Here is a 13,219-nt window from a genome sequence, read left to right on the forward strand (position 1 = left end):
TGCACGTCACCGACAGCAGCGGCACCCTGCTGGGCACCGCCCTGGTCGCCAGTAACGGCACCTTCTCGGTGACCCTGGCACCGGCGCCCAACAACGGCCAGACCCTCGACATCAGCCAGACCGACCCCAGCGGCAACGTCTCGCCCTCGGTCACCCAACCGGCCCCAGACATCACCCCGCCCGCCTCCCTCACCCAAGTGGCGATCAACGCCGACGGCGTCACCGTGACCGGCCACGGCGAACCCGGCGCCACCGTGCACGTGTACGGCGCCGGCAACACCCTGCTGGGCAGTGGCCTGGTGGCGGCCAACGGCGCCTTCACCCTGACCTTGAGCACCGCGCAGCTCAATGCCCAGGTACTGACCGTCAGCCAGGAAGACCCGCCCGGCAACGTCAGCACCTCGGTGGACATCACCGCTGTGGACCTGACCCCGCCGGCCAGCCCCACCGACCTGATACTCAACGGTGCAGGGGTGCAATTGACCGGTCATGCCGAGGCGGGCAGTACCGTGACCGTCAGCAACGCCCAGGGCACCGTGCTGGGCAGCATCACCAGCGACAGCGATGGCACTTTTCACGTGACCCTGAACGTTGCGCAAACCAACGGCCAGGCACTGACCGTGACGGCCAGCGACGCGGCCGGCAATGTCTCGACACCCGCCACCTACACCGCCGTCGACAGCACCGCGCCCCTGGCGGTGGGCAACCTGGCCGTGGCCGCCGACGGCGCCACACTGGCCGGCAGCGGCGAAGCCGGCGCCACCGTCACCGTGCGTGATACCGCCGGCACCCTGCTGGGCACCGGCACCGTGGGCAGCAACGGCAGCTTCAGCCTGACCCTGGCCCCGGCGGCCAGTGCCGGTGAATCCCTCAATGTGGTGCAGACCGATGCGGCCGGCAACGCCTCGCCCTCGGCGTCGGTCACGGCCCCCGGCACCCTCGCCGAGCAAGCGCCCACTCAATTGGTCCTGAGCGCCGATGGGCTGACCCTGACCGGCAACGCCACCCTCGGCAGCACCGTCAGCGTTCACAGCGCCAACGGCACCGTGCTGGGCAGCGCCGTGGTGGCGGCCGACGGCACCTTCAGCGTCACCCTGGCCACTGCGCAACTCAACGGCGAGTCCTTGAACGCCACGGCCACGTCCACCGACGGCATCCACTCGCTGCCCACCGCCATCACTGCGGCCGACGTCACCGCCCCCACGGCCCTGACCAACCTGCACCTGGCAGCCGATGGCATTGCGCTGACCGGCCATGGCGAAGCCGGCGCCACCGTCACTGTACTGGGCCAGGGCGGCATCGCGCTGGGCACTGCGGGGGTGGCCGCCGACGGCAGCTTCACCCTGAGCCTGACCACGGCACAAATCAACGGCCAGCTACTGAGCCTGAGCCAGACCGATGTGGCCGGCAACGAATCAAACAGCGTCAACCTCACGGCCCCCGACCTTGTCGCCCCGGGCGCGCCTGCGGCGCTGGCAGTCAGCAGCGATGGCCTGCTGCTGTCCGGCAGCGGCGAGGCCGGCACCACGGTCACCGTGCTCAACGCTAGCGGCACGGTACTGGGCACCGGCACCGTGCTCATCAATGGCACGTTCCAGATCACCCTCAATACCGCTCAAGCCAACGGCCAAGTCCTGGCTGTCACGCTGACGGACGCCGCAGGCAACACCTCGCCCGCCACCAGCCTTACCGCCATCGACACCACGGCGCCCGATGGGTTGACGCAACTGGCCATCGGCAGCGACGGCGCCACCCTGACCGGCCACGGTGAAGCCGGCGCGACGGTCACCGTCAGCGACGCTGCCGGCAATGAACTGGGCACCGCCACCGTGGGCAGCACCGGCACCTTTACCCTGGTACTGGGCACGCCGCTGACCAACGCCGAGATACTGACCCTGGTGCAGGCCGATGCCGCAGGCAACGTGTCGCCCGCCGCCAACCTGACCACGCCGGACTTCACCCCGCCCGCAGCCCTGGTCAACGTGGCCATCAATGACGCCGGCGCGCTGATCACCGGCGCCGGTGAAGCCGGCGCCACGGTGACCGTCAAGGACGCCGCCGGCAACCTGTTGGGCAGTGCCGTGGTGCTCGCCGATGGCTCGTTCGCGGTCAGCCTGAGCACCGCCCAGGTCAACCATCAGATATTGACCGTGCAGCAGGCCGACCCGCCCGGCAACGTCAGCACGCCGTCGCTGGTGACCGCGCCGGACCTGACCCCGCCCGAGGTGCCCACCCAGTTGCTGTTCAACGCCACCGGCGATGTACTCAGCGGCAGCGGCGAAGCAGGCACCACGGTCAGCATCAAGCTGGCCAATGGTACCGAGATCGGCACGGGTACTGTCGACAGCACCGGCCACTTCCTGATTACCCTGAACGCCGGCGGCGCCCAAACCAACGGCCAGGCCGTGTGGGTGACGCTCATTGACGCCGCCGGCAACACCTCGGCGGCCGGCACCCTGGCCGCGCCGGACACTACCGCGCCCGCCGCCGTGCAAGGCCTGGCCTTGGATGCCGCCGGGCTGGTGCTCAGCGGCACCGGCGAAACAGGCGCCAGCGTCACCGTGACCTCCAGCAGCGGCACCGTACTGGGCACCGGCACCGTGGCCGCCGACGGCAGTTTCACGGTGGCCCTCACCAGCGCGCAACTCAACGGCCAGGTGCTGTCCGTGGTGCAACAGGACGCGGCGGGCAACGCCGCCACCGCCGCCAGCGTAACGGCCCTGGACGTGACCGCACCGGCCGCGCCCGTGGTCACCGCCCACACCGGCGACGGCGTCACACTGATCGGGCTGGGTGAAGCCGGCGCCTCGCTGACCGTGACCTCGGCCACCGGTACCGTACTCGGCACCACCACGGTCGGCAGCGATGGCATCTTCGACGTCACCCTCAACCCTGCGCAACTCAACGGCCAGGTACTGACCCTGACCCAGACCGATGCTGCCAATAACCACAGCGCAGCGGTGCTCTACACTGCGGACGACGTCACCGCGCCCGACGGCGTGGCCAACCTGGCCGTGAGCAGCAATGGCCTGGTGGTGAGCGGTACCGGTGAGGCCAACGCCACCGTCAGCGTCAGCGCGGGCACCACCGTGCTGGGCACTGCCACCGTGGCAGCCGATGGCACCTTCAGCGTGACCCTGAGCGCCGCGCAGCTCAATGGCCAGCAACTGAGCGTGACCCAGACCGACGCCGCGCTGAATGCATCGCCGGCGCAAACCACCAGTGCCCCGGACATGACCGCGCCAGCACAACCCACCGTGACATCGCTGACCGGCAGCGGCCTGATTCTGGCGGGTACCGCCGAGGCCAACAGCGCCATTTCGGTGACCAACGCCGCGGGCACGGTTATCGGTTCGGGCACCACCAACGGCCTGGGCAGTTACCAAATCACCCTGAACAGCGCCCAGGCCAATGGCGAGGTGCTGTCGGTCGTGGCGACCGACGCTGCGCTGAACCATTCTGCGGCCCTGACCTACATCGCCCCGGACATCACCGCACCCAGCGCGGCCACCAACCTGAGCATCAGCGCAGACCACAGCCAATTGGCCGGGCGCGGCGAAGTCGGCGCCAGCGTGGTGGTCACCAATGCCGGCGGCACCAGCGTGGGCACTGGCGTGGTGGGCGCCAACGGCAGTTTCGTCGTTGACCTGGCCGCCGGCATCAACGCCAACGCCGTGCTGACCGTGGTGCTCAGCGATGCCAGCAACAACCACTCCCTGAACGCCAGCCTGACTGTGCCGGTGAATCCTGCCCCGGATGCGCCGGCCAACGTGGTGCTGGCCGCCGATGGCCTTACCCTGGCCGGTACCGCCGTGGCTGCCAGCACCATTACCGTCTACAGCACCACCGGTGCGGTGCTGGGCACCGGCACCACCGGCAGCGACGGAGTGTTCACGCTGCAACTGACGGCGGCGCAAACCAACGGCCAGACCCTGTCCGTCACCGCCACCACTACCTTGGGCGGCGCCTCGCTGCCCACCGCCGTGCTGGCAGCCGATACCACCGCGCCTGATGCGATCACCAGCCTGGCCGTGAACGCCACCGGCCTGGTGGTCACCGGCCACGGTGAAGTGGGCGCCACCGTGACCCTGACCTCCAGCACCGGTGTGCTGCTGGGCACCACCACCGTGGGCGCCAATGGCACCTTCAGCGCCACCTTGGTCAACGCCCAGAACAATGGCCAACTGATCAACGCAGTGCAAAGCGACGCCGCCGGCAACGTCTCGTCCAACGCCAGCGTCGTCGCGCCGGACACCACCGCGCCCCTTGCACCGAGCGTGTTGGCACTCAATGGCGCCGGCCTGGTGCTATCGGGCCTGGGCGAAACCGGTGCTACCGTCACGGTGCGCAACGCCGCCGGCGACGTGCTGGGCACGGGCACCGTGGTGGCCGGCACCTTTGCCGTCACCTTGGGCACGGCGCAACTCAATGGCCAGACCCTCACGGTCAGCCAGGCCGATGCCGCCGGCAATGTCTCCACCGGCACCACGCTGGTGGCCAGCGATACCACACCGCCCGCTGCGCTGACCAACCTGGCACTGAGCAGCAGCGGCCTGCAAGTGACCGGCAGCGGCGAAGCCGGCGCCACGGTGACCATCACCAGCGGCGGCGCCACCCTGGGTAGCGCTGTGGTCAACGCGGCGGGCGCCTTTACGGTGACGTTCGGTACAGCGCAACTCAACGGCCAGTTACTGAGCATCAGCCAGGCCGACGCTGCGGGCAATGTCTCGCCCACCGCCAGCCTGACCGCCATCGATGTGCAGGCACCCAATGCGCCCACCGCCGTGAGCCTTGCGGCCAATGGCCTGACCCTGACCGGCAGCGGCGAAATAGGCGCTACGGTGAACGTCACCAATGCCGCAGGCACCGTGCTGGGCACTGGCGTGGTCGGCGCAGGCGGTACCTTCAGCCTGACCCTGAGCGCCGCGCAACTGGATGGCCAGGTGCTGACCGTGCGCCTCACCGACACCGCCAGCAACGTCTCGGCCGCCACCAGCCTGACGGCGCCGGACACCACCGCCCCGGCGGCGCCTACCGGGGTTGCGGTAAACGCCAGCGGCACGCTGGTAACCGGCACCGGCGTGGCCGGCTCTGCCGTCAAGGTAGTGCTAGGCACCACCGTTTTGGGCACCGGGACGGTGGCGGCCAACGGCACTTTCTCGGTGGCCATCGCCGCGCAAATCAACAGCCAGGTGCTGAGCGTCACCCAGGCGGACTTGAGCGGCAACGTCTCGGTCGCAAGCACTGCCACGGCACCGGACCTCACCCCGCCCGCCGCCGCCAGCGGCCTTGCGGTGAGCACCGACGGCCTGACCGTCAGCGGTTCCGGCGAAGCCGGCAGCAGCGTCATCATCAAGGCCGCTTCCGGCCTGGTGCTGGGCACCGGCACCGTGGGCGGCACCGGGGTGTTCAGCGTGGTGCTGAGCAGTGCCCAGGTCAACGGCCAGACCCTGACCGTGAGCCTTACCGACACCCACGGCAACGTGTCTATCGGCTCGACCCTGACCGTACCGGACATTTACGCCAACCTGCCGCTGGTGGCCAGCAACGACCTGGTCACCGCCACGGTGAACCTGACGCCGGTGTCCACCACCACCCACTACGCCGACTCGTTCACCACCCTGCTGTCGGGCTTCTCCAAGACCTTCTCGTTCACCGTGGGTGCGGGCACCAGCGCCGACCCTACGCTGACCCTCACCGCCAGCAGCCTGGTGTCATTGCTCAACGGCGTGGTCTATACCCTGCAGGTCAAGGACGCCAGCGGCGCCTGGGTGACCCTGGACGTGAACGGCAACGGCGGCCTGCTGGATTTGCTGACCCTGGGCTCGCAGCAGGTGCAAGCGAAGATCGCCGCACTGCTGGCCGGCGATTATAGACTGACCGTCTCCAGCACCGGCATCGGCCTGCTGACCACCGTCACCACCGACCTGGCGGTGCAGACCAACAGCCTGACCCAGTTCACCGGCTCGGCCGGCGCGGTGACCACCGGCAACGTGATCACCGACATTGGCACCACCGGTGTCGCCGACCAGTTGGGCCCGGACAACGCGGCCGTGTTGCAGGTGCTCAAGGGCGGCACCTACGTTACCGCCGTCAGCGGTGCCGGCACCACGGTGCAGGGCCTGTACGGCACGCTGGTGATACACGCCGACGGCAGCTACACCTACACCCCCAACGGCAGCACCACCAGCGTCGGTCAGGTGGACACCTTCAGCTACCAACTGCTGCATCCCAATGGCCAGACCGCCACGGCCACGCTGTACGTGCGCATCGACAGCCCACAAGCCACCGAGGTGTGGAGCGACACCAACCTGGCCACCCCAGCGGTGGTGGTGGATGCCACCTACGATATCGCCAGCACCAGCATCACCCTGGCTGCCAAGGAGGTCACCAGCACCTCCACCCTGGGCACCCTCAACGTACCGCTGCTGGGTGGCAGCGCCACCTACACCACCAGCGTGGCCACCAACACGGTCAGCGACCTCACCGTGACCCTCAATGCCAGCAACCTGCTGAGCGTGGCCGGCGGCCTCACGGTCACCCTGTACAAGCAGAACAGCTCCGGCGTGTACGTGGCGGTGAAAACCGTCAGCGGCAGCTCGCTGCTAAGCCTGGGCAGCAATAACTACGGGGTGACCTTCGACGATCAGACCTCTGGCAACTATCAAGTGAAGGTGGCCGTGACCGGCCTGGGCATCCTCAGCACCATCACCACCAGCATCACTAACGCCGCTACCTACACCAACCAGAATGTGGTGAGCAGCTATACGCCGGTCAGCGGCAACCTGCTCACCGATACCGCCGGCGGTGGCGCCGATGTGCTGGGCTCGGTCTACACCGTGCTCAGCGTGTTGCTGGCCGGCACCTACGTGACACCCGGCTACAACGGCACGACCCTCACCGGCACCTACGGCTCGTTACTGGTGCATGCCGATGGCAGCTACGTGTACACCCTCAACAGCGGGCTGACCGACGCCGTGATCGGCCACACGGATGTATTCACCTACGAACTCACCCACCCCAACGGCACCAGCGACACCGCCACCCTGACCATCGACCTCAACCAGGCCGGCGCCGTCACCACCTTCAGTGCGCTGGCACTGGTGAGCGACGAGAGCACCGCAGCAGCCGCCAGCACCGGCGCCGAAACCATTCAGGGCAGCAGTGGCAACGACACCCTGGACGCCGGCCACGGCGGCGCGGTAACGCTCAACGGCGGTGCGGGCAACGACACCCTGATCGTCCACGACCAGAACTTCGCCTCGGTGGACGGCGGTACTGGCACCGACACCCTGGTGTGGGCCGGCGGCGACGCCACCATCGACCTGGGCAACCTGGCCAGCCGCATCCACAACATCGAGATCCTCGACCTCAACACCACCGGCACCGTCAGCCTGACGCTGAACCTGGCCGACATCATCGCGGTCACCGAAACCGGCGCCGACAAACTCATCATCAAGGGGGGCGGCAATGACAGCGTGCACATGACCGGCAGCACCTGGGTGGCGGACGCCAGTGAACAATCCGGCGGCGTGGACTATACCCAATACACGCCCCAGGAGGATCCAAGCCATCACCTGTGGGTACAGAGCGGGGTGCACGTCGTGTGACGACCGCAAACCATTGACTTAATCCGGCTGACATTCTGTGGGAGCGGGCTCTGCCCGCGAAGGCCACACAGCGGTGTTTCGGGTGAACCGATGCGTACTTTTCGTGGGCAGAACCCTCGCCCACAAAATGTCTGCATTGGCTATGCCCGACGAAATCCAGTGGCGTGGTGCGTGAGTGTGAGTTGCACATCAAGGAATAAACAACAGTAAGGGATCTATGTGAAGCCAGCGCGTGCAAGGATGTTATCGGTGGCCCTGTTGACCACCAGCCTGCAGTACACCCTCTCCCTGTCGGCCCACGCCGACGAACACCTGGACCCCGGGCTCAGCGTCATCAGCCCCAGCAAGTTGCAAACCCACCCGGCGAATGTGCGGGCCGAGCCGCTGGCCACTCGTTCGGCCAATGCCAGCGAACAGACCCTGGGCCTGGAACAGGCCATTCGCGTGGCGGTGGACTGGCACCCCAGCATCAGCGAAGCCATCGGCACCCTCTACCAGCAGGGCGAAAACATCAACGTCGCCCAGGCCGGCTACTACCCCCAGGTCACCGGTGGCATCAAGGGTGGCTACGACAGCGGTTACGACGGCGACCGCAACACCCAGGCCATCAGTATCTCGCTCAAGCAGATGCTCTACGACTTCGGCAAGGTCGACAGTTCCGTCGACGCCGCCCGCGCCAAGGCCGCGCAAAGCCAGGCCAATATCCTGCTGTCCATCGACCAGGTGGCCCGCGACACCGCCTACGCCTACATCGAAGTGCAGCGCTACCAGAACCTGCTGGAAACCGCCCGCGACCAGATCAAGGGCATCGGCGATATCGTCCAACTGGCCCAGCAGCGCAGCGACATGGGTGCCAGCACCCGCTCCGACGTGGTGCAGGCGCAGTCCCGTGCCGACGGCGGCATGGCCACCCTGCAAGACTACAAGGCCCAGTATTCACGCTGGCAGACCACCCTGGCCAACCTGCTGGGGCGGCGCAGCGTGCCCCAGGTGAACGATGGCTTTTCCCCCGGCCTGAACCAGTCCTGCCAGGCCGCCGACAACGGCGACGCCCTGCCCGCCGTGCTGGCCGCCGTGGCCCAGCGCACCCAGGCCCAGGCCGAACTGGCCAACGCCAAGGCCCAGGCCTACCCCACCCTGTCCCTGGAACCGTCGTTGAACCAGTACCTGGACAACGACTACAACAAGGACAACCCGGACATCAACCGCACCCAGGTGGGCATCTTCCTTAACCTGGAAGTGCCGATCTACCAGGGCGGCGCCACCAGCGCCCGCAGCCGCGCCGCAGGCCACGCCCTGAGCGCCGCCGACTCGGCCGAGGACGCCGCGCGCCTGCAAGCGCGCCAGGGCCTGACCGAGGCCCAGGCCCAGACCGCCAGCCTGAACCGCCGCCTGAGCGCCCTGCAAACCCGCGAAAGCAGCATCAGCCAGGCTCGCGAACTGTATGGCAAGCAATACCTGGAACTGGGCACCCGGCCACTGCTGGACCTGCTCAATGCCGAGCAGGAAATCTACCAGTCGCGCTTTGACCTGGAGAACACCGTGGCCGACATGCGCCGCCTGCAAATCGATTGCCTGTACAACAGCGGCGGGCTGCGCCGTGCCTTCGGCATCGAGCACAGCACCATCCAGCACGTGGAGATACTGCCATGACCGACGCCATTGTCCTTCCCCACGACCCAGCCAACGGCCCGCCCAAGGCCGACTATGCGCCCTGGCTGGAAGCCGTGCTGACCGTGGCGCGCCACTATCGTCTGGACGTATCGCCGGAAAGCATTCGCATCGCCTCGCAACAGCCTGACGCGCGCCTGGAAGACGTGGTGAGGCACATGGCCCGCCAGGCCGGCCTCAGCGTCAAGTTCGCCGGCTACGACCGGCGCAGCCTGAGCCGCTGGCGCGCACCGCTGGTGGTGCAACTGCGCGACGGCCAGGTGGGCGTGGTGGAAAGCGTGGGCGAGGACGGCGAACTGGGCATCGTCTTCAGCGGCGACCAAGGCCTGCAAAGCCGCATCGACCCGGCTACCCTGGCCGGCCAGGCTATCCGCACCGTGGTGCTGCGGCCCACCCAGGTGCTCAGCGACGTGCGCACCGACGACTACGTCAAACCCTTCGACGAACACTGGTTCCGGCGCATCGTGCTGCGCGACCTGCGCCCCTACACCCAGGTGATGATCGCCTCCCTGGTGGCCAACCTGCTGGGCATGGCCGGGGTGCTGTTTTCCATGCAGGTGTACGACCGGGTGATCCCCGCCGAATCGCTGCCCACCCTGTACGTGCTGTTCGCCGGCGTACTGCTGGCGGTGGTGTTCGACTTCGTGATGCGCATCATGCGCCTGCGCATCACCGACCTGCTGGGCAAGCGCGCCGACCTGCGGGTGTCCGACCTGGTGTTCGGCCACGCCTTGCGCCTGCGCAACTCGGCGCGGCCGCGCTCCACCGGCTCGTTCATCTCACAGCTGCGCGAGCTGGAACAGATCCGTGACCTGATCACCTCCAGCACCGCCACGGCACTGGCCGACCTGCCGTTTTTCCTGCTGTTTTTACTGGTGTTCTACCTGATTGGCGGTGCGCTGGTGGCCATTCCCCTGATCGCCCTGGTGCTGATGGTGCTGCCCGGCGTGCTGGCGCAGCGCAAGCTGGCGCGCCTGGCCAATGAGTCCATGCGCGAAGCCGCCCTGCGCAACGCCATGCTGGTGGAAGCCATCCAGGGCCTGGACGACATCAAGGCGCTGCAAGCCGAACAGCGCTTCCAGCAGCAATGGAACCACTACAACGCCGCCTCGGCCGAGAGCAGCCTGCGCCTGCGCACCCTGACCAACAGCCTGGTGGCCTGGACCCAGAACGTGCAAAGCGCGGTGTTCGCAGTGGTGATCGTGTTCGGTGCGCCCATGGTGATTGCCGGCGACCTGACCACTGGCAGCCTGGTGGCGGCCTCGATCCTGTCGTCACGGATGATGGCGCCCATGGCCCAGCTCACCCACGTGTTGACCCGATGGCAGCAGGCCAAGGTAGCGCTGCAAGGCCTGAATCGCATCATGCAGTTGCCGGTGGACCACCCCCAGGGCAGCCAGCGCGTGCACCTGCCGGCCATTCGTGGCGAGTACCAGTTCACCCAGGCCAGCTTTCGCTACAGCGAGGATGCGCCACCCGCCCTGAGCGGCATCAACCTGACCATCCGCCCCGGCGAGCACGTGGCCATCCTGGGCCGCAACGGCGCCGGCAAATCCACCCTGCTGCAAGCGTTGGCCGGGGCCATGGACCTGAGCACCGGCGAGACCACCCTGGACGGCATTGCCCTGGCCCACCTGGACCCCGCCGACCTGCGCCGCGACGTGGGCCTGCTGGCGCAGCATGCGCGGTTGTTCCACGGCACCCTGCGCGACAACATCACCTTGGGCGCCGGCCAGGCCAGCGACCAGGAAATTCTTGCTGCGCTGTCGCACACCGGCGCCCTGGACTTCGTGCGCCAGCTACCCAAGGGCATGGACCACGTGATCCTGGAAGGTGGCCAGGGCCTGTCGGGCGGCCAGCGCCAGAGCCTGTTGCTGTCGCGCCTGCTGTTGCGCCAACCGCAGGTATTGCTGCTGGACGAACCCACCGCCAGCCTGGATGACGTCACCGAGCGCCGCCTGCTCGAACAGCTGGCCACCTGGTGCCAGGGCCGCACGCTGGTGGTGGCCACACACCGGGTCAGCCTGCTGCAACTGGTGGAACGCATCATCGTGCTCGATGGCGGCCGCATCGTCATCGACGACCACCGCGACGCCGCCCTCGCCCGCCTCAAGCAACCGCAAGGAGCCCAGGCATGAACACCTATGAGCATGCGTCTTACTTGGACGGCGACGACGACCGCGGGCTGGTGCGAGGCGCACGGGTGATCTGGGGCTGCGCGTTGATGCTGGCGTGTTTTTTCGCCTGGGCGTTCTGGTTCCAGGTGGTGGAGGTGTCCACCGGCACCGGCAAGGTCATCCCCAGCTCGCGCGAGCAGGTGATTCAGTCCATGGAGGGCGGCATCGTCAAGCAATTGAACGTCACCGAAGGCGCGCTGGTGGAGCGTAATCAAGTGCTCGCCCAGTTGGACCCGGTGAAAAACGAGTCCAATGTGGGCGAAAGCGAGGCCAAGTACCGGGCGGCGCTGGCCAGCGTCAACCGCTTGCAGGCTGAGGTCAACGACCGGCCGCTGAAGTTTTCCGAATCGCTGCAGGGTTTCCCCGACCTGATCAGCGCCGAGACCGCGCTGTACGCCACCCGCCGCCGTGGCCTGGAGGCCACCTTGGCGGGCATCCAGGACAGCCTGCGGCTGGTGCGCAGCGAACTGGAGATCACCGAAAACCTGGCCAAGATCGGTGCCTCCAGCCGCGTTGAAGTGCTGCGCCTGAACCGCCAGCGTTCGGAGCTGGAACTCAAGGCCACCGAAGCGCGCTCGGACTACATGGTGAAGGCCCGAGAAGACCTGGCCAAGGCCAACGCCGAAGCGGACATGCTGGTGGCCATCATTCGCGGGCGCAACGACTCGCTGGAACGCCTGACCCTGCGTTCGCCGGTGCGCGGCATCGTCAAGGACATCGAAGTGAGCACCGTGGGCGGCGTTGTACCGCCTAACGGCAAGCTGATGGAGATCGTACCGCTGGACGAACAGCTGCTGATTGAAACGCGCATCTCGCCCCGGGACATCGCCTTCATTCATCCAGGCCAGGAAGCCAAGGTGAAGATCACCGCCTACGACTATTCCATCTACGGCAGCCTGAACGGCAAGGTGGTGACCATCTCCCCCGACACCCTTCAGGACCAGGCCAAGCCGGAGGTCTTCTACTACCGCGTATTCATCCGCACCGACGCCGACGTGCTGCGCAACAAGGCCGGCAAGGCCTTCGCCATCGTGCCCGGCATGATCGCCACGGTGGACATCCGCACCGGCGAGAAAACCGTGCTGGACTACCTGATCAAGCCCCTAAACCGCGCCCGCGAAGCGCTGCGTGAACGCTAACGCCCCGCTAAGTGGAGCTGCGGGCGGTTACCGGCTGGCGAGGTTGGTAGAGGGTTTCAGCGGCTGGGCCTGGGCCACGTAGCGGCTCCACTCACGGCTGATCTCGGCATAGGGCAGGAAGATGCTCACCCGCGGCTCGCTGGCCAGGTCCGGGCGCTTCAGGCCTTGCAGGTCACCACGGGTCAGGTAGGCGACGTTGATGCCCACTACCTTGCCGTCCGCCGCAAACACCGGGCCGCCCGACATGCCCTTGGCTGTCGGGGCGTCGTTGGTGCCGTAGAGCACGTCACCCTCGCTGGTGCGCAAACGCACCATGGCCGGCAGGGCGCGGCCTTGGCCTTTCACCGGTACGTACAGCGAATTGAAACCCACCGCCGTCAGCGTCTCGCCCGGCACATAGGCACGCCACAGCGGTGCGCCGTCGGCCTTGTGGCGGAAGAACTGCACATCGGCCTGACCCTGATAGACGGCGCCCGGCAGGTAAGGAATATGCTTGACCGTGACCGCGTAATCCGCGTTCCATTGCACGGCCGTGCCCATCAACAGAAAGGGCAACGGCCCCCCTGAGTGAACGACGAAGGCTTGGTCATAGACAGGGTCCGTGGTGTAAGCGTTCGGCATT

Annotated in this window: 5 protein-coding genes; 4 read left to right on the forward strand and 1 reads right to left on the reverse strand. The window is 67.3% G+C overall.

Annotated elements, in window-relative coordinates; all coding sequences use genetic code 11:
* The 4 genes from PMM47T1_RS12425 to PMM47T1_RS12440 form a co-directional block, all read left to right on the forward strand.
* On the forward strand, positions 1 to 7,610 hold a 7,610-nt coding region (locus PMM47T1_RS12425; RefSeq protein WP_008369175.1), incomplete at its 5' end, for a BapA/Bap/LapF family large adhesin.
* Between the two features lie 240 nt (positions 7,611 to 7,850).
* Complete coding sequence (locus PMM47T1_RS12430; RefSeq protein ID WP_043300965.1) at positions 7,851 to 9,263, forward strand: TolC family outer membrane protein; 1,413 nt, start codon at positions 7,851 to 7,853, stop codon at positions 9,261 to 9,263.
* Positions 9,260 to 11,419 carry a type I secretion system permease/ATPase gene (locus tag PMM47T1_RS12435; protein ID WP_008369178.1) on the forward strand — a complete coding sequence of 720 codons (2,160 nt, stop codon included), beginning with the start codon at positions 9,260 to 9,262 and terminating at the stop codon, positions 11,417 to 11,419. Before PMM47T1_RS12430 ends, PMM47T1_RS12435 begins: the two co-directional genes overlap by 4 nt.
* Positions 11,416 to 12,597, forward strand: coding sequence for an HlyD family type I secretion periplasmic adaptor subunit (locus tag PMM47T1_RS12440; protein WP_008369181.1), 1,182 nt, complete (start codon positions 11,416 to 11,418; stop codon positions 12,595 to 12,597). The genes PMM47T1_RS12435 and PMM47T1_RS12440 overlap by 4 nt, the downstream gene beginning before the upstream one ends.
* 27 nt (positions 12,598 to 12,624) lie before the next feature.
* Here the strand turns inward: PMM47T1_RS12440 and PMM47T1_RS12445 are convergent, their stop codons facing one another.
* Positions 12,625 to 13,218, reverse strand: coding sequence for a trypsin-like peptidase domain-containing protein (locus PMM47T1_RS12445; RefSeq protein WP_157212991.1), 594 nt, complete (start codon positions 13,216 to 13,218; stop codon positions 12,625 to 12,627).
* Position 13,219 lies beyond the last annotated feature (1 nt).

The sequence above is a fragment of the Pseudomonas sp. M47T1 genome, from assembly GCF_000263855.1.
Classification (GTDB): Bacteria; Pseudomonadota; Gammaproteobacteria; order Pseudomonadales; family Pseudomonadaceae; genus Aquipseudomonas.

Excerpts from the sequence above, each read along its gene's own strand:
- PMM47T1_RS12430 (WP_043300965.1), top strand. The coding sequence starts at position 7,851 with ATGTTATCGGTGGCCCTGTTGACCACCAGCCTGCAGTACACCCTCTCC.
- PMM47T1_RS12435 (WP_008369178.1), top strand. The coding sequence starts at position 9,260 with ATGACCGACGCCATTGTCCTTCCCCACGACCCAGCCAACGGCCCGCCC.
- PMM47T1_RS12440 (WP_008369181.1), top strand. The coding sequence starts at position 11,416 with ATGAACACCTATGAGCATGCGTCTTACTTGGACGGCGACGACGACCGC.
- PMM47T1_RS12445 (WP_157212991.1), bottom strand. The coding sequence starts at position 13,218 with ATGCCGAACGCTTACACCACGGACCCTGTCTATGACCAAGCCTTCGTC.